Origin of the sequence: Nonomuraea sp. 3-1Str (assembly GCF_031570565.1) — a bacterium.
Lineage (GTDB): Bacteria > Actinomycetota > Actinomycetes > Streptosporangiales > Streptosporangiaceae > Nonomuraea.
The window spans coordinates 552,926-574,032 of the sequence record NZ_JALHBK010000002.1 but is presented as its reverse complement, the minus strand read 5'-3'; the positions used below and the strand labels follow the sequence as shown (position 1 = coordinate 574,032).

Sequence of the window (21,107 nt, the reverse complement as noted above, 5' to 3'; positions counted from 1 at the left end):
ACGACTCTCCTGCCATCTGCCCACGTCCGCAAGCGGAACGCCTGACGTGGAGCGGGAATTACGATGGGCCGGGTGTACATCGCAGCGCTGGACGGCGGGGCCGTCCCCGACATTCACCCCGAGGCGTACATAGCGCCTGGTGCCGTCGTCGTCGGACGGGTGCGCGTCGGACGCGCGTCCAGCATCTGGTACGGCTCGGTCCTGCGCGGGGACGACGAGCGGATCGAGATCGCCGAGGAGTGCAACGTCCAGGACCTGTGCTGCCTGCACGCCGACGCGGGCCAGCCGGCGATCCTGGAGCCGCGCGTGAGCCTGGGTCACAAGGCCATGGTCCACGGCGCCCACGTGGAGAGCGGCGCGCTCGTCGGCATCGGCGCGATCGTGCTCGGCGGCGCCCGCATCGGCGCCGGCACCCTCGTCGCGGCCGGGGCCGTGATCGGCCCGGGCAAGCGCATCCCGGCCGGCGTGCTCGTCGCGGGAGTGCCGGGCCGCGTGGTCCGCGAGCTCACCGACGACGACCGTGCCTCCTTCGCCCGCACGCCCGACAACTACATGGCCAAGGCGGTCAGGCACCGGCAGGCGTCAACGTCTTGATCAGCGCCGCGTCCGACACCGACGCGGTGTTGAGCGGGTCGGCGTACTCCGGCAGCTCGGGGCGCAGGAAGTGGACGAAGTCGACGGTCAGCTTCAGGTCGGGCAGGCCGTCGATCTGCTTGGCGTTGCCCTTCGCCACGTCCTTCTTGAGCGCCGCGTAGCTGTCCCAGTCGGTGTACGCGGTGAGGCCCCACTGGAGCACCTCGGGCAGCTCCGACGGCCAGCGCCGGGCGACCTTCCAGGCACCGCCCTCCTCCCGGTACAACGCCGCGGCGAGCCGGCCGGCCCTGGCCAGGACGAGATCGACCCAGCCCGCCTTGACGGGGACCTCCAGCGGCTTGGATCCGCCGTTCAGCGTGTACTTCGCCTCGACCTGGCCGCTCTTCTCGGCGGTGCCCGTGGTCACCGACACCCAGGTCGGCTTGTCGTACGTGCCGGGCACCCGGGCCATCAGCCCGCCGAGCGAGAACTTCCGCTTCGGCTTGGCGCCCTTCTTGCCCTCGACCTTGACCCGGGCGTACATGACGATGTCGCCGGCCAGCTCCTGGTACACGAACGGGCCGCGGAAGCCGTCGAACCACGTCGAGGTCTTGGGCTCCAGGTAAAGCGAGCCCTTGGCCGTGGTGTTCACGTCGAGCTTGGCGATGCGGTCGACGTCCTTCTCGGTGTCGCTCAGCTTGGCCCAGGCGGCCAGGTCGGCGGCCGCGGCGAACTCGGTGGACGCACCGCCCACCTCGCCTCCGGGCTCGGGCGGAGCGGCCCTGGCCACGTCGAGCACGCCGGGGCCGGTCGGGGAGGGCTGCGCCGCGGTGGTCGACCCGCATCCCGCGAGTCCCATCGCCACCACCACTATCACAGTCCTCTTCAACCTCATAGGGGGACATTCTGCCGTGTATGGGCGGTCGATGATCCCCGGACGGCAAGTACGATGGCCGCCGTGCGCCCCTGGGATGCGTTCGCCGCCACGGAAGCGGACGTCCGCGCGATGGTCGCGGACCCCCGCTGGCAGGACCTTCCCGTACCCGTGCGCGCGGAGGCGATCGCCTCGCGGACGCTGGTGACGCCCGACGGCGACCGGTGGCTGTTCGGGGCGCACGCGCGCTGGCACCTGCACGACCCGGCCGACGGCCGCTGGCACCCGGCTCCGCCGCCGCGGGGAGCGCGGGTGCGGCCGGCCGGGCACGCCGCCGCGGTGCTGCCCGCCCGGGTGATCCCCCGCGGGCCGGACTTCGCCGCCGAGCCGGGCTCCACGCAGGCCTTCGTCGGACCGGACGTGCCCGACCATCTCACGGAGCAGGTCCGGGTGCTCGTACGGGCGGCCGGGCGCCGGTCGGAGAAGGACTTCCCGCTGACGGCGTTCGACGAGATCCTCGCCGGTGACGTGCCGAGCACGGTCGCGGCCGTCTGGGGCACGGTGATGTGGTGCGCGTACGCGCCGGCCTTCGACGGCAACGAGCGGCTGCTGACCATCTTCGGCGAGTACCTGCGCCGGCCCCTGCCCGGCGACGAGTGGGTGCGCTGGCTGCCGGCGCCGCCGCTGCTGCACCTGATCCGGCTCGTGGCCGAGCGGCTGCGGGCGGGCCGCTCGCGCGAGGCGCTCCGGCTGACGGCGATCATGGCCGACACGGCGCAGATCCTGCTGTCCGACACGCGCTTCCGGCCGCGCGCTCTGGCACTGCTCACGATGGTGGAGCCGGCGCTGTCACGGCCCGGCCTCGACGACCGCGCCGCGCTGCGCTCCGACGAGTCGGTACGGCTGGCGTGGCTCGACCGCTGCCCGGCCCGGCTGGCGCGGGCGATCCTGCCGGAGACGGACCCGGAGGCGCACTTCGCGCACACGGTGTACGACCTGATGGAGGCGCTGTCCTTCACCCGCGACCCGGCCCGCGCGGCCGCCACGCTGCTGGCCGACCTGTCCGACTCCCGGGGACTGCTGCCGGGGCGGCTGGACCATCGGCTGCGGCACGCGTACGAGGAGCTGGCCGGCGCGGGGCTCACGGGCACGTCGGCGGCGGAGACGACGCATCCGGACGGCTTCGCGGTCCTGGGCCCCTCCCAGCCGCTCCCGGGCCCTCCCGGCGCCCTGGGCACCCCCACGGGCGCCTGGGCCCCGCCGCACCCGCCGGACACCACGGGAGCATGGTCCCCGGGCGGCCCCGGCGGGAGGCGGGACGGACCGGACGAAGCCGGGGACCCCACCGGCGCCTGGACCCCCGCCGACGAAACCGGCGCGTGGACGCCGGGCGGGCCGGCGAGCACCGGCTCGGGCCGCTTCAGCCGGTCCGGCCGCCTCAGCCGTACCGGCGGCGAGGACACGCCCGGATCCGGCGCGCAGGACCCGCGCAGATCAGGCGCGCAGGACCCGCACAGGACCGGTGGGCAGGACGCGCGCAGAACCGGTGGGCAGGACGCGCGCAGGACCGGTGACACGGGAGCGGGCGATCGGAGCGGCCCCATGACGAACGGCGGAGAGGGGACGCGCTCCGGGCGGCTGGCGGCGGCGGTGGCGAGGCGGGTGCTGTCACGGATGCCGCGCCAGCGCGTCACGTCGGGCTTCGAGATCGAGCCGCCCGATCGGGCCACCGCGGCGGGCGTGCTGGGGGCGGCCTACGCGGCGGGGCTGGCATGGCAGGCCGTGTCGGGGGCAAGAGTGCCGGAGCGCGGGTTCGCCGGACAGGCCGCGCTGGTGCGCAGGATCGTCCACGAACGCGATGATCTTCCTTCCTAAACCCACTAATACCGATATTTCTCTCTTACCTCGCCTATATCGTTCTAAGACGCCAAGCACCAGCCATTCGCTGAATTGTGATCTCTGATTGGGGAAATGACCCTCGTGGGGCCCCGGCGGCGCGCAAAGGAATGACTCCGATGGGCCATGTCGCCCGAAGGGCCCCGGCCGTAACCTCGTAGAGGGTGTGGGCTGCGGAAGGAAGGACGACGCGGTGGGGCACGACGACCTGGACTCTCGGGTCCACGACCGTGTCGCGTTGGACGAGATTGCGCTCTACGCCGAGGTACTCACCGCTGTTGCCATCAGCGAGCGGCGGCTGACCTTGGATGAGCTCGACGACGCGCTCGGATTGCGGACTTCAGCGAGTCATTGACGAACGATCACCATGACATGGTCCCGGACTCCTGAGGGGTCCGGGACGGTGATGCGGAGGGTGGCTCACCTCCCACGACATGACTAGTCAGTCGCGCCGGCCACCCTCCTACGAACGGACGAGTCGCGCGATCGCCGCCGACGCCTCCTTGACCTTCGCCTCGGCCTCGGGACCGCCGCTGTTGATGGCGTCGGCCACACAGTGAGCGAGGTGGTCCTCCAGCAGACCCAGCGCCACCGCCTGGAGCGCCCGGGTCGCCGCCGAGACCTGCGTGAGCACGTCGATGCAGTACGCGTCGTCGTCGACCATCCGCTGCAGGCCCCTGATCTGTCCCTCGATGCGCCTGAGCCGCGTCAGATATGCCTGCTTGTCACCGGTGTAGCCGTGCATGGTCACCACGATATCCGTATCCCTGTCGGTCATCTGAGGTCCGCGATCAACTTCTCCCACTGCACGGCCACCTCGGCGGCCGAGTGGCGCAGGGCGGTGTCCAGCGCCCCGGCGGCCAGCGACCGGCGCCTGCGTTCCTCGTCGATGAGGGCGAGCAGCGCGGCCGCGAACATCTCCAGCCCGGCGTCGCCGTCGTCCGCCGGCACCAGCACCCCGTTGTAGCCGGTCGCCACGAACTCCATCGGCCCCCGCGAGCCCTCGAAGGCCACCACGGGCACCCCGCAGCCCATGGCCTCCAGCACGGTCATCCCGAGGTCGCCGTTGCGGGAGGTGTTGGCCACGATCGACGCCTTGGCGAACTCCCCCGCGAGGTCAGGGGTGACGCCCATGAAGTAGACGTGGTTGTGCAGGTCGAGGTCGCGCACCAGCGCGCGCAGCCGCCGCTCCTCGGGGCCGCCGCCGTACAGCCGCAGCCGCCAGTCGGGCCGCTTGTCCGCCACGGTGGCGAACGCCCTGATCAGCCGGTCGTACCCCTTGACCGGGACCCACCGCCCGCCGGCGGCGACGATGCGGTTGTCCATGCGCGAGCGCGGCCACGGGCCGGCCGGCAGCGCGTCGGGCACGGTGTGGACGGCGGGAGACCCTTCGAGCAGCCGGGTCCACTCCTCACCGGCCGTGTCGGTGGCGGTGGCGACCGCGTGCAGCCGGGGGTAGAACCGCTTGACCGGTCCCGGAACGGCCGGCCGGCCCCACTCGCGGGCGATCTTGAGCAGCTCGCGCGGGGCGTGCCGGGCGGCCTGGACGCCGAGCGCCGGCCGCGTCGTGATCAGCACGTCGGACTTGATGCTGCGCAGCAGCCGCCAGAGCGCGACCTCCGCGCGCACCTGCCCGCGCGGCAGGAGACGCCTGCCGCCCGGCCTGGCGTCGATCACCGAGCGCATGACCACGTCCGGCCCGACGGGGAAGAACGGCCGGTCCTTGTGCCGCCTGACGCTGATCACCTCGACGTCGTGGCGTTCGGACAGCGCGGTGGCGAGGTTGAGGGTGGAGCGCACGTCGCCGCGCATGCCGTACGCGGAGGAGACCAGCAGGGTGATCCTCACCCGCCCACCTCGATCCGCAGCTCGTCGTCGGCGGTGTAGCAGGGGCGGATGGGGACCCCGTCGATCCGGGCCGACGGGTAGTGCAGGCGGCGGCGTTTGCCGTCGACGTCGTCGAGCCGCGAGCCGAGCTTCAGCGGCGTGGCCACGCCCTCCACCTCCAGCGAGGGCTCCCAGGTGCCGGCCCCGTCGGGATCGGCCGCGAGCACGTCCACCAGGGAGAACGCGGCGTGGAAACGCACGCCCTGCACGGTCGCCGAGGTGCGCCGCATCTGATCGCCGGACTGCCTGCGCTGAAGGGCGAGCCTGGCCTCGTGGCGGGCGTCGTCGTCCTCCAGCCCGGTGAAGGCCAGCAGGCCCATCACCTCGAAGCGGCCCTCCCTGAACCAGATCGAGCGCACCTCCGCGATCGGCTCGGCGTCGGCGATCTTCAGCGCGAGGTAACCGTTGCGCGTCCGGTAGGAGCGGTAGGCGAGGGTCCGTTTGCACAGCGCGTACGTGTCGAGGTGGTCCAGCGAGAAGCCCGGATCGACGCTGCGCAGCCGCACGCGCTTGCCGTCGCGCCGCAGGTAGGCGTCCCAGCGCCCGGCCGTCAGCATGAGCGGCGCCAGCGAGACCGCCAGGCTGGCCTCCCCGGCGCGCGCCCCCGGCGTGCCGAGCAGGACCTCACGTTCGACCCCCGTCGTCCGGTGCCTGAGGACGAGCTCCGTCCCGTCGCTCAGGGACTCCTCCATGGCCAGGCGGAGGGAGAGCACATCGGCGAGCGTGACTTCCGCGTCTGTGACCACGACGCGCATCGCGAGCCCCCTCCCCGTCGAATGAAGCCATGCGACGTTGAGGTTACCGTGATTTTCCCGTTATGTGGATGGCGGATTTCTTCCGGGGGTGTCCCCTGACATGCGGAACTCCTCCACATTACCTGTGAAGGAGTCCGACTTTCCGGTGTCAGGTAGGGGTTTTCACGGATTTGATCAAGAGCTGGGCGACGTCCACGACTTCCAGCGACTCCTTGGCCTCTCCGTTGTTCTTCTTCTCGTTGATCGCGTCACCGAGCATCACCATGCAGAACGGGCACGCGGTGGAGACGGTGTCGGGATTCGTGGTCAGCGCCTCGTCCACGCGCTCGGTGTTGATGCGCTTGCCGATGCGCTCCTCCATCCACATGCGCGCGCCGCCGGCGCCGCAGCAGAAGCCGCGGTCCTTGTGGCGGTGCATCTCCTGGGTCTGCACGCCGGGCACCTTGGACATGATGTCGCGGGGCTGGGAGTAGACCTTGTTGTGGCGGCCGAGGAAGCACGGGTCGTGGTAGGTGATCTTCTCCTCGATCGGGGTGATCGGGGTCAGCTTGCCCTCGTCCACGAGCTTGGCCAGCAGCTGCGTGTGGTGCACGACCTCGTACGTGCCGCCGAGCTGCGGGTACTCGTTGGCCAGGGTGTTGAAGCAGTGCGGGCAGGTGGCGACGATCTTCTTGACGCCGGCCTCGTTGAGCGTCTCGATGTTCTGCTGGGCCAGCATGTTGAACAGGTACTCCATGCCGAGGCGCCGGGCCGGGTCGCCGCTGCACGCCTCCATGGGGCCGAGCACGGCGAACTTGACGCCCGCGATGTGCAGCAGCTCCGCGACCGCCTTGGTGGTCTTCTTGGCCCGGTCCTCCAGGGCTCCGGCGCAGCCCACCCAGAACAGGTACTCGGCGTCCTCGGGCATCTTCTCGTCGACGACCTCGACCTCGAAGTCCAGCTCCCCGATCCAGTCGGCCCGCTTCATCTCGGACATGCCCCACGGGTTGCCCTTGTTCTCCAGGTTCTTCACCATCACGCCCGCCTCGGACGGGAACGACGACTCCACCATCACCTGGTAGCGGCGCATGTCGAGGATGTGGTCGATGTGCTCGATGTCCACCGGGCACTGCTCGACGCAGGCGCCGCAGTTGGTGCACGACCACAGCACGTCGGGGTGGATGACGCCGTCCTCGCCGACCAGCGGCTTCTCCAGCAGCGCGAGCACGTCGGTGTCGGCGTGCTCGGTGGAGGCCCCGGCCAGCAGGTACGGGGCCACCTTGAAGGCGTGGTCACGCTGGTCCAGGATGAGCATCTTCGGCGACAGCGGCTTGTCGGTGTTCCACGCCGGGCACTGCGACTGGCAGCGCCCGCACTCGGTGCAGGAGTAGAAGTCGAGGAAGCCCTTCCAGGTGGTGTCGTCGATCTTGCCGCGGCCCAGCCGTTCGGGGTCGAGGTCCTCGTCCTCGAAGTCCACCGGCTTGCCGTCCACGCGCAGCTCCGGCGCGCCGCCCAGGCCGTCGGGGCGGCGGGAGAACAGCACGTTGAGCGGCGCGGTGAAGATGTGCAGGTGCTTGGAGTTGACCACGATCACCAGGAACACCAGCATGAAGCCGATGTGCAGGAGCAGCGCGATCTCCTCCAGCAGCGCGCTGTCCGGCAGCACGTTCCCCAGGCCCAGCGAGACGAAGGCGCCCGAGGAGTAGGGGAAGTTGCCGTTGGCCGCCGACGCGCCGCGGGCCAGGAACAGCGTCCAGATGATGTTGAAGATCATGAACAGGACGAGCCACGCCCCGCTCAGGTGCGAGCCGGAGAAGCGCGAGCCGCGTCCCAGTGCCTTGGGCGAGTTCTTGATCCGGATGACGGCGAACGCCACCAGGCCCAGGAGACACGCCACCGCGATGAAGTCCTGCAGGAACCCGAGCACCGCCCACTGGCCGATGAGCGGGATGTGGAAGTCGGGGCGGCCGGTGATCGCGCCCTGCACGATCGCGCCGTACGCCTCGATGTAGACGGTCAGCAGGATGAAGAACGCCCACATCACGAAGAAGTGCGCGACGCCGGACGGCGTCCACTTCAGCAGCTTCTTCTGACCGAACACCTCGACGAGCTGCGCCTTGATCTCCTCGCCCGCGTGCGCCTTGGCGTACTCGACGCGTTCGGGGGCGGGCGGACCCACGGTGGCGAGCTTGTAGAGGAACAGCGCCCGACGGCCCGCCACGGCCACCGCCAGGACGGTCATGACGAGTCCGATGATGGCTACCCAGAGCACGGGTCCTCCCACAGACGACGTTGGCTGCCAGCGTACGAGCGCCGGTCGAGCACGCGACGACCAGGCTGTCCCCAGAATCCTACCCATCGGTAACATTTCTGGGGTAACGCGACCCACCCTACGGCCACGGGCCGTTACAGAACAATGCTCTACGCTGTGAAGTAACGCTGGATCGTCGGCGCCAACAGCTCCACCAGCTCCTCCGGGTCGGCCCCGGCCATCGGCTCCAGCTTGAGCACGTAACGGGCCATCAGCACGCCGAACATCTGCGCGAACGCCGCCTCGATCCGCAGGTGCGGAACCCCCAGCGTGTCGGCCACCTTGAACAGCAGCGCGTTCGTGACGAACTCCCGGAACATCGTCACGGCGTGCTCGTGCGTCATCGCCGAGCGGATGATGGCGATCAGCGGCTCCCGGGTCTCCGGCGTGGCGGTCACCGTGAGGATCAACCGGACCAGCCGCTCCCCGATCTCCTCGCGAGGGCCTTCGAGCAGCAACGGCACCACCTGCTCGGGTGTCAGCGGCAGCCGCATCGCCGCCGCGAACATGCCCTCCTTGGTGTCGAAGTAGTGGTGCACGAGCGCGGGATCGACCTCCGCCTCGCGGGCGATGCCGCGCACGGTCGCCTTGTCGAACCCCTTCTCGGCGAACACCCGCCGGGCCGCCGCCAGGATCTCGCCCCGGGTGTCGGCCGAGCCCGGTCTGCGACCGGGGCCCCTCCTGACCGTCATGCCGAGGCCGCGAGATGGAGGCGGGCGAACGCCAGTGCCTCGGCGAGGTCGTCGATCCGCTCCGTGCGGCTGGACGCCTTGCGCGTGTTGATCTCCAGCACCACCAGCCCGGTGTAGCCGTTGCCCGCCAGCCGCTCCAGGATCGGCGCGCACGGCTGGCTGCCGCGCCCCGGCACCAGGTGCTCGTCCTTGTTCGTCACGCCCAGGCCGTCGGCCAGGTGCAGGTGCGCCAGGCGGTCGCCGAGCTTCGTGGCCATCTCCATCGCGTCGGAGCCCGACACGGCCGTGTGCGACAGGTCCAGCGTGACGTGCGGGAAGTCGTAGTCGATCGGGTTCCAGTCCGGGGAGTACGGGACGACGTCGTTGTTCCTGGCGCGCAGCGGGAACATGTTCTCCACCGCGAAGACCACGTCGGTCTCGTCGCGCATGCGGGCGAGCCCGGTCTCGAAGTCGCGGGCGTACTCGCGCTGCCAGCGGAACGGCGGATGCACCACGACCGCCGACGCGCCGAGCCGCTCGGCCGCCTGCCGGGCCCTGACCAGCTTGGCCCACGGGTCGCGCCCCCACACGCGCTGCGTGACCAGCAGGCACGGGGCGTGGATGGCCAGCACGGGCACGTGATAGTGGTCCGACAGCCGCTCGATCACGTCGATGTCCTGGCTCACGGGATCGGCGCCGACCATGATCTCGACGCCGTCGTAGCCCAGGCGCGCGGCGAGCTCGAACGCGTCAGGAGTGCGTTCCGGATATACCGAGGCGGTGGACAATGCGATCTTCGCATTGGGCACGCGGATGACATCAGCCACGTTGCCAGCCTAAGCCGGTGACGGGATTCTGGCGCGCGCCCCCTACGGTTGGGTCATGCCCCGGATCGCAAAAGGAGCCATTCCCAGCCCCAACATCTGGAACACCCCGCACCTGTACGAGCTGGAGAACCGCGCCGTGGACCCCGACGGCGCGGCCGAGACGGCCATGCGGGCGATCCGGCCGTGGGACGGCGCGACCGTGCTCGACATCGGCTGCGGCACCGGCTACCACCTGCCCGGCCTGTCGGCCGCGGCGGCCCGGGTGATCGGGGTCGAGCCGCACGGCGACCTGGTGACGCTGGCCCGCCGCCGCTGCGCCGGGCTGCCCGGCGTGGAGGTGCACGCCGCCACCGCGCAGGACCTGCCGCTGCCGGACATGTCGGTGGACGTGGCCATCGCGCGGTGGGCGTACTTCTTCGGCCCGGGCTGCGAGCCGGGGCTGCGGGAGCTCTCCCGGGTGGTGCGGCGCGGCGGCGCGGCCTTCGTCATCGACCTCGACGCGGGCCGCGGGGCGTTCGGCCGCTGGTTCTCGCGCACGGTTCCGGCGTACTCGGCGCGGGAGGTGGAGGCGTTCTGGACGCGGCACGGCTGGCAGCGGCAGGAGCTCGACCTGCGCATGGTGTTCCAGCGGCGGGCGGACCTGGAGGCGGTGCTGCGCATCGAGTTCGCCCCGGCCGTGGCCGAGCAGGCGATCGCGGAGACGCCCGGCGTGGAGCTGGCCTACCCCAACGTGCTGCGCTGGCGCCTGTTCTGACCCCTGGCCTCGACCTCTCGACCTCGACCCCTTGACCTTGACACCGGCGTCAACGTTTACCGTGTCATCATGCGCATCGGAGAGCTGGCCGGACGTACCGGTGCGAGCACCCGCTCGCTCCGCTACTACGAGCAGAACGGGCTGATCACCTCCCGGCGGAGCGTCAACGGCTACCGCGAGTACGCCGAGGACGACGTCCGCCTGGTGTCGGAGATCCGCACGCTGCTGTCGGTCGGCTTCACGCTGGAGGACACCCGGCCGTTCGTCGACTGTCTGCGCGCCGGCCACGCCACGGGCGGCTCCTGCCAGGAGTCCGCCGAGGTCTACCGCCGCAAACTGGCCCAGATCGACGACGACATCCGCACCCTGCTCGCCCGCCGCGCCGAGGTCGCGGCCCAGCTCGGCGAGTCCTGCTCCGGCTGCATCACCCGAGGAGAGAAATGATCACCCTGACCACCGAGAACTTCGACGAGCAGGTACTGAGCAGCGACAAGCCCGTCCTGGTCGACTTCTGGGCCGAGTGGTGCGGGCCGTGCCGCATGGTCGCGCCGGTGCTGGAGCAGATCGAGGCCGAGTACGGCCTGACCATCGGCAAGCTCAACACCGACGAGAACCCCGACATCATGAACCGGTACGGCGTGCTCAGCCTGCCCACGCTGCTGCTGTTCGAGAACGGCGAGCCGGTGCGGCAGGTCATCGGCGCCCGCCCCAAGCGCATGCTGGTCAACGACCTCGGCCTGGCGTGACGGTCCGCCTGCCCGCGAATGTCGGTGGGGGCCGCTAGCCTGCTCCGCATGGCCAAGACTGCCCCCAAGCCCGGATACCGCTGCGCCGAATGCGGCTGGCGCACCACCAAGTGGGTGGGCCGGTGCGGCGAGTGCCAGGCGTGGGGCACGGTCGACGAGGAGGGCGCCCGCGCCGGCGTCCACGTCGTCCAAGCCGGCGCCACCACCGCCCCCGCGATGCCGATCGGCCACGTCAAGGCCGAGGTGGCGGCCGCCCGCACCACCGGGGTGAGCGAGCTCGACCGGGTGCTCGGCGGCGGCCTGGTGCCCGGCGCGGTGATCCTGCTGGCCGGCGAGCCGGGCATCGGCAAGTCCACGCTGCTGCTGGAGGCCGCCGCCCGGATGGCCGAGCGCGACACCGTCCTCTACGTCACCGGCGAGGAGTCGGCCGCGCAGGTCCGCCTGCGCGGCGACCGCATCGGCGCCATCCGCGACCAGCTCTACCTCGCCGCCGAGACCGAGCTGTCGGCCCTGGTGGCCCACGTCGAGAAGGTCCAGCCCAGGCTGCTCGTGGTCGACTCGGTGCAGACCGTCGGCTCCGCCCAGACCACGGGCGTGCCCGGCGGGGTCACCCAGGTCCGCGAGGTCGCCGCCAACCTCGTGCGCCTGGCCAAGGAGCGCAACATGGCGACCGTCCTCGTGGGCCACGTCACCAAGGACGGCTCCATTGCCGGCCCCCGCACCCTGGAGCACCTGGTCGACGTCGTCCTCAACTTCGAGGGCGACCGCCACTCCAGGCTGCGCATGGTCCGCGCGATCAAGAACCGGTTCGGCCCGACCGACGAGGTCGGCTGCTTCGACCTGCACGAGCGCGGCATCGAGGGCATCACCGACCCCAGCGGGCTGTTCGTCTCCCGGCGCAGCAGGCCGGTGCCGGGCACCTGCGTGACCGTGACCGTCGAGGGCACCCGCCCGCTGCCGGCCGAGGTGCAGGCCCTGGTCGCCCGCACCGAGGCGCAGCAGCCCCGGCGCACCTCCTCCGGCCTCGACACCTACCGCGTGCAGATGGTCCTCGCCGTGCTGGAGCGCCGCCTCAACGCCAAGCTCGGCGGCTGCGACGTGTTCACCGCCACCGTGGGCGGCATCAAGCTGGCCGACCCGGCCGTCGATCTGTCCGTGATGCTCGCCGTGGCCAGCGCCGCCGGCGACAAGCCGCTCCCGGCGGGGCTCGTCGCCATGGGCGAGGTGGGTCTCGCGGGCGAGCTGCGGCCGGTCAAGGACGTGCGGCGGCGGCTCAGCGAGGCCGCCAGGCTGGGCTTCCGCCGGGGCCTGGTACCCGCGGGCTCCCTCGAAGAAGGCGGGCGGAAGCGCGACGGGCAGCGCTCTCTCGTGCCCGTCGGGCCGGTCACGTTCGCCCCCGGATTCGAGGTGGTGGAGGCGGAGAACGTCTGGGACGCTCTCACACACGTCACATAGCGCCGCTAAGCTGGACTTGACTATTTCGACACGGGGGTCTGGTGCCAAACGACAGGAGTCTGGACGACCGCCGTCGCGAAGCCCTGGCCGCGGTGGCCCCGGGCACACCGCTGCGCGACGGCTTGGAGCGGATCCTGCGCGGGCAGACCGGCGGGTTGATCGTGCTCGGCTACAACCGCGAGGTCGATCAGCTCTGCAGCGGCGGCTTCGAGCTCGACGTTGAGTTCTCCGCCACCCGCCTGCGCGAGCTGGCCAAGATGGACGGCGCGATCGTGGTGAGCGGCGACCAGAAGATCGTGCGCGCCGCGGTCCACCTCGTCCCCGACCCGGCCATCCCCACCGACGAGTCCGGCACCCGCCACCGCACCGCCCAGCGCGTGGCCCGGCAGACCGGCCTGCCGATCATCGCGATCAGCAAGTCGATGCGGATCATCGCCCTCTACCTCGACGGCATCCGCTACGTCCTGGAGGAGTCGGCGGCGATCCTGTCCAAGGCCAATCAGGCCCTGGCCACCCTGGAGCGCTACAAGCACCGCCTCGACGAGGTGTCCGGCACGCTGTCGGCCCTGGAGATCGAGGACCTGGTGACCGTTCGCGACGTGGCCGCCGTCGCCCAGCGGCTGGAGATGGTCCGGCGCATCTCCGACGAGATCAAGGGCTACGTGGTCGAGCTGGGCACCGACGGCCGGCTGCTGTCGCTCCAGCTCGACGAGCTGGTGGCCGGCGTCGACTCCGAGCGGGAGCTGGTCGTGCGCGACTACCTCCCGGCCCCGTCGGGGCGGCGCACCCGGCACCTGTCGGAGGCCATGCACGACCTCGACGAGCTGTCCGGCAGCGCGCTGCTCGACCTGCCGGCGGTGTCCCGCATCCTCGGCCACGACGGCGGCGAGACGCTCGACACGCCGGTCAGCCCGCGCGGCTTCCGCCTGCTGGCCAAGGTCCCCCGGCTGCCGGCCACGGTGGTCGACCGCCTGGTCAACCACTTCGGCGGGCTGCAGAAGCTGCTCGCGGCCAGCATCGACGACCTGCAGGCCGTCGGAGGCGTCGGCGAGTCACGGGCCCGCAGCGTCCGCGAGGGCCTGTCCCGCCTGGCCGAGTCGTCCATCCTCGAACGCTACGTCTGACACGCCCGGCCCCCTCCAGCGTTCGCCCACCCACCTGCGAGATCCCGCCTTCGCTACCCCGCCTTCGGTCACCTGAGGTGGAAGACCCCCTTGGGGCTTCGCAGCTTCCCCATGCGCGCCACCGCCACGTACGTGCCCGGCAAGGCCGCGGCCGGCGTGGTCCGGCAGTCCTCGCTGGAGCGGCGCCGGTCCCAGTCGAGGGTGCGGACGTACGGGATGCCGCGCTCCAGCTCCCGCACCTCGGCGGCGGGCCCGCTCACGCAGTCGGCCGTGGACCAGATGCGGTCCTCGCCCGAGGTGATGCGGATCTCCAGGGCGCGCGGCCCCACGTCGGCGCGGCACATGGCGGGGCCGGTGTTGACCAGCGTGACCAGGAAGTTGGGCCACGCGCTACCGGTGTAGACGTCCTGCTTGCCCTGCAGGCTCAGCACCAGGTCGCCCTCGGCGCACAGCTGTCCCGGCCGGTCCGGCTTGTTCGCCCCCGCCCCCGCCGCCGCTGACGCCGACGGGGTGGTCATGCCGGGACTCGGCTGGGGTGTCGGGGTGGCCGTGCCGAGCGCGAGGGTGCGCAATCCGGCCAGCAGGGGGTCGACTGAAGGCGAGGCGCTCGCGGAGGACTCGGCGCTGGAAGTGCGCTGCGGCCCGCTGGAGCCGCTGGAGCACGCCCATGCCACCACGGCGACGACCACCAGCACCGCGATGAGCACGCTCATCCGCCGCCGCCAGTAGACGTCACCGCCACCGTCGCCGCCGTCGCCACGCATCGTTTCCGGGTCCATGCACACAGCATGGTAATGGTACGGCTACGAAGCGTGACGACACGCCGATGGGTTCAGTCTCGGCATACGCTGGGGCGCGTGGTTGAGCCGAACCTCCTGCACGTACCCATTCTGGAATGGTACGAGTCCAACGCCCGGGATCTCCCGTGGCGCGCCGCCGACGCCACCCCCTGGGGCGTGCTCGTCAGCGAGATCATGCTCCAGCAGACCCCGGTCGTACGCGTGCTGCCGATATGGCACGAGTGGATGGAGCGCTGGCCCACCCCCGAGGCCCTGGCCGCCGAGCCACCGGGCGAGGCCGTGCGCCACTGGGGCAGGCTGGGCTATCCACGCCGTGCGCTGCGGCTGCACGCCTGCGCCCGCGCCATCACCGAGGAGCACGGCGGCGAGGTGCCGTCCGACCACGCCACGCTGCTGTCACTGCCGGGCATCGGCGAGTACACCGCCGCCGCGGTCGCCAGCTTCGCGTACGGGGGCCGCCACGCGGTCCTGGACACCAACGTACGCCGCGTGTTCGCCCGGGCCGTGCGGGGCGAGGAGTACCCGCCGGTGGCCACGTCGGCGGCCGAGCGGCGGCTGGCCGAGGCGCTCCTGCCCGAGCTGGGGGCGGCCCGGTGGGGGGTGGCGGTCATGGAGCTGGGGGCGCTGGTGTGCACGGCCCGCGGCCCCCGCTGCGCCGACTGCCCGATCACACAGGTCTGCGCCTGGCGGCTGACCGGCAAGCCGCCGCACGCGGGGCCGCCCCGCAAGGGGCAGACGTACGCGGGCACGGACCGGCAGTGCCGGGGCCGCCTGCTCGCGGTGCTGCGCGCGGCGCACGGCCCGGTGCCGAAGGAGGCGCTGGACGCGGTGTGGGACGACGCGGTGCAGCGCGAACGCGCCCTGGACGGCCTCATCGCCGACGGCCTGGCCGAGCACCTCGACGACGGCACCTACCGCCTCCCCCACACCTGACCTCCCCGTCCCGCCGGCGAATCGGGCGTCCCAGGCGGCCAGGCACAGGGGCCCAGGCGTACGGGAAGGCCCGGCGCTCAGGCGGACGGAAAGGGCCGGGGCTCACGCGTACGGAACGGGCCGGGGCTCAGGCGATCCACGGGGGGACGCCGAAGTCGGCGCCGTCGGCTGTGATGGCGCGGGCGCCGGCCGCCGCCGTGACGATCGCGGCATAGCCCTCGGCGGCGCCGGCCAGGACCCGCCGACGCGTGTGCGGGGGCATCACCACCGTGTCCCCGGCCTCCACGCCGAACGTCTCCTCCCCCAGCTCCACCGTCGCCGCCCCGGACAGCCACGTCCACACCTGCTCGACGTCGAAGTCGTGCACCGGTCCCTCGGCGCCCGGCTTGGCGTCCACGCGCCAGACCGACCGCGTGGCGTCCCCCTGCGTGGGCGAGGCCAGCGTGGTCATCACGCCGCCCGGCGTCTCGGATCGGCGGGCCTGCGCGTCACGAATGACAGCCATCGGTCACTCCACTAAGATAGACAATGTCGTTGTCCATATAGTTAACCAGGTTGTCTATCGTGTCAAGTGATGTCCCGGGCTTCGAGCTTCCCCTGCGCCTGCTGTTGGGCTTCAGGGTGCTCATCGACGAGCTGCACGCCGAGCTGGCCAGGCAGGGGCATCCGCATGCCCGGCCCCTGCACGGGTTCGTCCTGCAGGCCATCGGCGCCGGCGGCACCACCGCCGTGGAGCTCGGCCGTCTCCTCGGCGTCTCCAAGCAGGCCGCGGGCAAGACCGTCGAGACGCTCGAACGCATCGGCTACGTGGAGCGCACCGTGGACCCGGACGACACCCGGCGTAAGATCATCCGCCTCACGCCGTACGGGGTGGACGTCCTCGCCCGCTCGGCGCGCATCTTCGCCGACCTGCGGGCGCGATGGGCCGCGGAGCTGGGAGAGGAGCGCCTGCGGGCGCTGGAGGCGGACCTGCGGAAGGTCACGCCGCCCGACATGTTCCGCCTGGACATGCCGGGCTGGTTCGGCTCCCTCTGACGTCCTCGCGGCGAGCCGCGAGCCGCGACGTCAGGCGGCGAGCTGGAGGCCCAGGCCCGTGAGGTTCGTGCGGGCCCAGTCGAGCTCCTGCGCCAGCATCGACACCAGCGCGCCCGGGCCCTTGGCGCGGCCGGGGACCGCGAGGTTGTGGGTCTCCACCTCGATGTGGGCGCTGCCGCTGACCGCGCCCGACAGCATGGCCGTGAGCGTGTCGTGCAGGACCGCGCCCGTGCTGGGCGTCTCACCCGTGTGGTTGTGCACGTGCCCGAGCTTGACCACCGGCGCCCCGGCGGCGGCCAGGCCGCGCAGCGCCGCCCCGGCCTCCTCGGAGCCGCAGGCCAGGTGGCAGGCGTCGAGGCAGACTCCCAGGTGCTCGGAGTCGATGCCGCACACCCGCTCCAGCGCCTGCTCGGTCGTCTCCAGGACGCAGCCCGGCCACGGCTCGAAGCCGACGCGGATGGTCTTGCCGGTGACGCTGTAGATGCCGCGCAGCTCGCGGGCCAGCCGCTCCAGGCGGCGCGTGGCGATGGAGTGCAGGTCGGCCGGCCAGTCGCGCCGCCAGCCGATCGGGATGGTGGAGATGCTGCCGAACCGGACGTCCTCCGGCAGCAGAAAGGCGAGGATCTTTGCCAGCGCCATCGTGTAGCGGTAGCGCTCGGGCTTGGCCCAGTCAGGGCCGGGGACCTCCTGGTTGCGGCCGCCCGTTCCGTTCAGGCTCACGACCTCCAGGCCGCGCTCCTCCAGGGAACGGCGCAGCCGGACGAGCTCGATGCGGTCGGCCGTGAGGTGGTCGGCCACGCTCGGCGACAGCCACAGACCGATGCCCATCCGCTCGACACCCAACCGCTTGCGCACCGGCACCGCGTAGCGGGTCAGGTGGGCGATCAGGTTCTCCAGGTCCTCGGCGGGGTGGATGCCCGCGTTGTAGGCGAGGTGCACGAGCGTTCCGTCGTCGTGACGCAGGCGCATCGGTTTCCTCCACGGCTTGGCATTGATCGTTGGCATCACCCGGTCAGGGGGCGCGCGGACCCTGCCGAGCATGCCTGCTCCGGATGACGCGCGCGTCCGCCCTGGGTTGACTGCCTCGTACTCCCCAGGGAGCAGTCCCACCCTAGGCAAACGATCTTGCGGCTTACTTGGGGGGGACTTGGTGCTGCTCTACACACAGTAGTACTACTCGGCGTCGCGGGCACACTTTCGGGCCAACAATTCCGCAACGAGCCGTGAAACAGCCGCGCCGCAGCTCCGGGCGCCGCGCCTGACCGGCGGGACAGGGCCCGCAGAGTCGGCCGCCGCGCGAGACTCCGCCAGAGACGGCCGGAGAAGCAGACAGCCAGAAAGGGGGCAGCCGGAAAGGGGGCAGCCGACCGGGAGACGGCCGGGAAAAAGGAGAAGCCCCCGTGTGAGCGAGTCACACGGGGGCTTCGGTGCGCCCCTGGGGGCGTCAGTTCTGGATCGAACCGGCGATCGCGGCGGCCGAGTCCGGAACGTGGGTCGGCGCGTTCTCACCCACGAAGGTGAACTTCGCGTTGTCGCCCTCGCCCTCGATGGCCACCTTGATGACCTGCCCCGGACGGAGCTCGCCGTACAGGATCTTCTCCGACAGCGAGTCCTCCAGCTCGCGCTGGATGGTGCGCCGCAGCGGACGGGCGCCCATGACCGGGTCGTAACCGCGGTCGGCCAGCAGCTGCTTGGCCTCGGGCGAGACCTCGAGCCCCATGTCGCGGTCCTTCAGCCGGGCCTCGACCTGCGCGAGCATCAGATCCACGATCTGGATGATCTCGAGCGGCGTCAGCTGGTGGAAGACCACGATGTCGTCGACACGGTTGAGGAACTCGGGCCGGAAGTGCTGCTTGAGCTCCTCCTGGACCTTGCCCTTCATCCGCTCGTAGTTGGACTCGGTGTCGTTGGACTTGGCGAACCCGACCCCGATGCCCTTGGAGATGTCCCGGGTGCCGAGGTTGGTGGTCATGATGATGACCGTGTTCTTGAAGTCCACCACGCGGCCCTGGGCGTCGGTCAGGCGACCGTCCTCCAGGATCTGCAGCAGCGAGTTGAAGATGTCGGGGTGGGCCTTCTCGATCTCGTCGAACAGGACCACGGAGAACGGCTTGCGCCGCACCTTCTCGGTGAGCTGACCGCCCTCCTCGTACCCGACGTAGCCGGGAGGCGAGCCGAACAGCCGCGAGACGGTGTGCTTCTCCATGAACTCCGACATGTCCAGGCTGATCAGCGCGTCCTCGTCGCCGAACAGGAACTCCGCCAGAGCCTTGGACAGCTCGGTCTTACCGACGCCGGACGGGCCGGCGAAGATGAACGAGCCGCCGGGACGCCGCGGGTCCTTCAGACCGGCGCGGGTACGCCGGATGGACCGCGACAGGCCCTTGATGGCGTCGTCCTGGCCGATGATCCGCTTGTGGAGCTCGTCCTCCATGCGGAGCAGGCGCTGCGACTCCTCCTCGGTCAGCTTGAAGACCGGGATGCCGGTGGCCGTGGCGAGGACCTCGGCGATGAGCTCCTCGGTGACCTCGGCGACGACGTCCATGTCGCCGGCCTTCCACTCCTTCTCGCGCCGCTCACGCTTGAGCTGGAGCTGCTTCTCCTGGTCGCGGAGGGCAGCCGCCTTCTCGAAGTCCTGCGCGTCGATCGCGGACTCCTTGTCGCGGCGGACGTTGGCGATCTTCTCGTCGTACTCGCGCAGGTCCGGCGGAGCGGTCATCCGGCGGATGCGCATCCGCGAGCCGGCCTCGTCGATGAGGTCGATCGCCTTGTCGGGAAGGTAGCGGTCGCTGATGTAGCGGTCGGCCAGCTGCGCGGCGGCCACCAGCGCGCCATCGGTGATGGACACCCGGTGGTGCGCCTCGTAGCGGTCGCGCAGACCCTTGAGGATCTCGATCGTGTGGCTGAGCGAGGGCTCGGCCACCTGGATCGGCTGGAAGCGCCGCTCCAGCGCCGCGTCCTTCTCGAGGTACTTGCGGTACTCGTCGAGGGTCGTGGCACCGATGGTCTGCAGCTCGCCGCGGGCCAGCATCGGCTTGAGGATGCTGGCGGCGTCGATCGCGCCCTCGGCGGCGCCCGCACCCACGAGCGTGTGCAGCTCGTCGATGAACAGGATGATGTCGCCGCGCGTGCGGATCTCCTTGAGCACCTTCTTCAGGCGCTCCTCGAAGTCACCGCGGTAGCGCGAGCCGGCGACCAGGGCACCGAGGTCAAGCGTGTAGAGCTGCTTGTCCTTCAGCGTCTCGGGCACCTCGCCCCTGACGATCTTCTGCGACAGGCCCTCGACGACGGCGGTCTTGCCGACGCCGGGCTCGCCGATGAGAACGGGGTTGTTCTTGGTCCTCCGGGAGAGGACCTGCATGACCCGCTCGATCTCCTTCTCACGGCCGATGACCGGATCCAGCTTGCCCTCGCGGGCGGCCTGGGTCAGGTTGCGGCCGAACTGGTCGAGCACCAGGGAGGTCGACGGGGCCGACTCCTGCGGACCGCCCGCGGCGGCCGGCTCCTTGCCCTGGTAGCCGTGGAGCAACTGGATGACCTGCTGCCTGACACGGTTGAGATCGGCTCCAAGCTTGACCAGCACCTGAGCCGCCACACCCTCACCCTCGCGGATGAGCCCGAGCAGGATGTGCTCGGTGCCGATGTAGTTGTGGCCCAGCTGCAGAGCCTCACGGAGCGACAGCTCAAGAACCTTCTTGGCCCGCGGGGTGAACGGAATGTGCCCCGACGGAGCCGACTGGCCCTGGCCGATGATCTCCTCGACCTGCTGGCGCACTCCTTCAAGGCTGATGCCCAGGCTCTCCAGAGCCTTGGCGGCTACGCCTTCTCCTTCGTGGATCAAACCAAGAAGAATGTGCTCAGTGCCGATGTAGTTGTGGTTGAGCATCCTGGCTTCTTCTTGCGCCAGGACGACAACCCGCCTCGCTCGGTCGGTGAACCTCTCGAACATCTCGTCGCTCCTCACAGAGCGGTCAGTCAGGCCGGTTTAGTCCGGTCCCGTCATCCCGCATGCTAGCCCTGGCTCGGCGAACCGTGCCCACTGCCGCTGACACGCTCTATAGCAGAGACGTTCCCCGAGAGCAGGGCGTTCACCCTCTATCCAACTACCGTTCGGGGGTGACATGTTCCCGATACGCCGCAAGCGAACGATGTTTAGGGGACTCGGGGAAGCGACTCCAATTCGCCGCTCCTGCAGGGGATGGATCCGCGCGGACGGTCGTCCGATCACCTTGTCATCGGACGACGCCGGACGCCGTGTGGTAACCGGCCCGGGAGTGGCCGTCGCCCGCACATGACGTGAGCCGTGTCCGAAACCCCTGCGTCAACATCCTACGTGCCGCGTCAAAGGCCCGCCAATCGTTCATGAACAGGCCTGCCGGCGGTGAAATCCATGGTCTGGTCAGCCCGGTTACCGAGGGCCGGAAGACCGCCCGCCGGGCCTGTCACCAGGCGGCCGGGCGGGCGGGCGGGATTTGCGCGGGAGGACG

Annotated in this window: 21 protein-coding genes; 10 read left to right on the top strand and 11 right to left on the bottom strand. The window is 70.9% G+C overall.

All coding sequences use genetic code 11. The annotated features are described in order from the left end of the window. Positions 1-72 precede the first annotated feature (72 nt). Positions 73-594, top strand: coding sequence for a gamma carbonic anhydrase family protein (locus MTP10_RS06480; protein WP_310708078.1), 522 nt, complete (start codon positions 73-75; stop codon positions 592-594). On the opposite strand, the gene MTP10_RS06475 is transcribed toward MTP10_RS06480, so the two are convergent. Next, positions 566-1,468: a hypothetical protein gene (locus MTP10_RS06475; protein ID WP_310708077.1), complete on the bottom strand. Its 903-nt coding sequence runs from the start codon at positions 1,466-1,468 to the stop codon at positions 566-568. The two genes, MTP10_RS06480 and MTP10_RS06475, sit on opposite strands and share 29 nt — an antisense overlap. Positions 1,469-1,531: 63 nt before the next feature. On the opposite strand from MTP10_RS06475, the gene MTP10_RS06470 reads away from it, so the two are divergent. Together MTP10_RS06470 and MTP10_RS06465 are read left to right on the top strand one after the other, a co-directional pair. Next, entirely contained in the window at positions 1,532-3,322 is a 1,791-nt protein-coding gene (locus tag MTP10_RS06470; RefSeq protein WP_310708076.1) for a hypothetical protein, read from the top strand. Between the two features lie 214 nt (positions 3,323-3,536). Beyond that, complete coding sequence (locus MTP10_RS06465) at positions 3,537-3,698, top strand: hypothetical protein (RefSeq protein ID WP_181019825.1); 162 nt, start codon at positions 3,537-3,539, stop codon at positions 3,696-3,698. A 108-nt stretch (positions 3,699-3,806) separates the two neighbouring features. Here the strand turns inward: MTP10_RS06465 and MTP10_RS06460 are convergent, their stop codons facing one another. From MTP10_RS06460 to MTP10_RS06435, 6 genes are all read right to left on the bottom strand, one after another. Then, on the bottom strand, positions 3,807-4,088 hold the full coding sequence (locus MTP10_RS06460; RefSeq protein WP_310708167.1) for a metal-sensitive transcriptional regulator: 282 nt from the start codon (positions 4,086-4,088) through the stop codon (positions 3,807-3,809). 29 nt (positions 4,089-4,117) lie between these two features. Further along, on the bottom strand, positions 4,118-5,191 hold the full coding sequence (locus tag MTP10_RS06455) for a glycosyltransferase (protein WP_310708075.1): 1,074 nt from the start codon (positions 5,189-5,191) through the stop codon (positions 4,118-4,120). Next, complete coding sequence (locus MTP10_RS06450) at positions 5,188-5,985, bottom strand: hypothetical protein (protein WP_310708074.1); 798 nt, start codon at positions 5,983-5,985, stop codon at positions 5,188-5,190. The genes MTP10_RS06455 and MTP10_RS06450 overlap by 4 nt, the downstream gene beginning before the upstream one ends. A gap of 148 nt (positions 5,986-6,133) precedes the next feature. Further along, the gene (locus MTP10_RS06445) at positions 6,134-8,236 is read right to left on the bottom strand and encodes a (Fe-S)-binding protein (protein WP_310708073.1); all 2,103 of its coding nucleotides are present in this window, start codon (positions 8,234-8,236) and stop codon (positions 6,134-6,136) included. Positions 8,237-8,385: 149 nt separating this feature from the next. Next, entirely contained in the window at positions 8,386-8,967 is a 582-nt protein-coding gene (locus tag MTP10_RS06440) for a TetR family transcriptional regulator (RefSeq protein WP_310708072.1), read from the bottom strand. Then, positions 8,964-9,773 carry a sugar phosphate isomerase/epimerase gene (locus MTP10_RS06435; RefSeq protein ID WP_310708071.1) on the bottom strand — a complete coding sequence of 270 codons (810 nt, stop codon included), beginning with the start codon at positions 9,771-9,773 and terminating at the stop codon, positions 8,964-8,966. Before MTP10_RS06435 ends, MTP10_RS06440 begins: the two co-directional genes overlap by 4 nt. A gap of 55 nt (positions 9,774-9,828) precedes the next feature. Between MTP10_RS06435 and MTP10_RS06430 the strand changes: the two genes are divergently transcribed. From MTP10_RS06430 to disA, 5 genes are all read left to right on the top strand, one after another. Then, positions 9,829-10,527, top strand: a complete 699-nt coding sequence (locus tag MTP10_RS06430; protein WP_310708070.1) for a class I SAM-dependent methyltransferase — start codon at positions 9,829-9,831, stop codon at positions 10,525-10,527. A gap of 69 nt (positions 10,528-10,596) precedes the next feature. Further along, positions 10,597-10,971 carry a MerR family transcriptional regulator gene (locus MTP10_RS06425; RefSeq protein WP_310708069.1) on the top strand — a complete coding sequence of 125 codons (375 nt, stop codon included), beginning with the start codon at positions 10,597-10,599 and terminating at the stop codon, positions 10,969-10,971. Then, positions 10,968-11,273 (top strand): thioredoxin, encoded by a 306-nt coding sequence (gene trxA / locus MTP10_RS06420; protein WP_310708068.1) that lies wholly within the window; start codon positions 10,968-10,970, stop codon positions 11,271-11,273. The genes MTP10_RS06425 and trxA overlap by 4 nt, the downstream gene beginning before the upstream one ends. Positions 11,274-11,321: 48 nt before the next feature. Further along, positions 11,322-12,728 carry a DNA repair protein RadA gene (radA, locus tag MTP10_RS06415; RefSeq protein ID WP_310708067.1) on the top strand — a complete coding sequence of 469 codons (1,407 nt, stop codon included), beginning with the start codon at positions 11,322-11,324 and terminating at the stop codon, positions 12,726-12,728. A 41-nt stretch (positions 12,729-12,769) separates the two neighbouring features. Next, the gene (gene disA / locus MTP10_RS06410) at positions 12,770-13,852 is read left to right on the top strand and encodes a DNA integrity scanning diadenylate cyclase DisA (RefSeq protein WP_310708066.1); all 1,083 of its coding nucleotides are present in this window, start codon (positions 12,770-12,772) and stop codon (positions 13,850-13,852) included. A 68-nt stretch (positions 13,853-13,920) separates the two neighbouring features. On the opposite strand, the gene MTP10_RS06405 is transcribed toward disA, so the two are convergent. After that, entirely contained in the window at positions 13,921-14,631 is a 711-nt protein-coding gene (locus MTP10_RS06405) for a hypothetical protein (protein ID WP_310708065.1), read from the bottom strand. Positions 14,632-14,709: 78 nt separating this feature from the next. On the opposite strand from MTP10_RS06405, the gene MTP10_RS06400 reads away from it, so the two are divergent. Next, the gene (locus tag MTP10_RS06400; protein ID WP_310708064.1) at positions 14,710-15,585 is read left to right on the top strand and encodes an A/G-specific adenine glycosylase; all 876 of its coding nucleotides are present in this window, start codon (positions 14,710-14,712) and stop codon (positions 15,583-15,585) included. Positions 15,586-15,712: 127 nt separating this feature from the next. Here MTP10_RS06400 and MTP10_RS06395 read toward each other — a convergent pair whose 3' ends face one another. Then, positions 15,713-16,090 (bottom strand): cupin domain-containing protein, encoded by a 378-nt coding sequence (locus MTP10_RS06395; RefSeq protein ID WP_310708063.1) that lies wholly within the window; start codon positions 16,088-16,090, stop codon positions 15,713-15,715. Between the two features lie 59 nt (positions 16,091-16,149). Between MTP10_RS06395 and MTP10_RS06390 the strand changes: the two genes are divergently transcribed. Continuing rightward, a complete protein-coding gene (locus tag MTP10_RS06390; protein ID WP_310708062.1) occupies positions 16,150-16,620 on the top strand; it encodes a MarR family winged helix-turn-helix transcriptional regulator in 471 nt (156 codons plus the stop codon). A gap of 30 nt (positions 16,621-16,650) precedes the next feature. Here the strand turns inward: MTP10_RS06390 and MTP10_RS06385 are convergent, their stop codons facing one another. Together MTP10_RS06385 and MTP10_RS06380 are read right to left on the bottom strand one after the other, a co-directional pair. After that, entirely contained in the window at positions 16,651-17,589 is a 939-nt protein-coding gene (locus MTP10_RS06385; RefSeq protein ID WP_310708061.1) for a TIM barrel protein, read from the bottom strand. Positions 17,590-18,064: 475 nt separating this feature from the next. Then, complete coding sequence (locus MTP10_RS06380; protein ID WP_310708060.1) at positions 18,065-20,569, bottom strand: ATP-dependent Clp protease ATP-binding subunit; 2,505 nt, start codon at positions 20,567-20,569, stop codon at positions 18,065-18,067. Between the last annotated feature and the right edge of the window lie 538 nt (positions 20,570-21,107).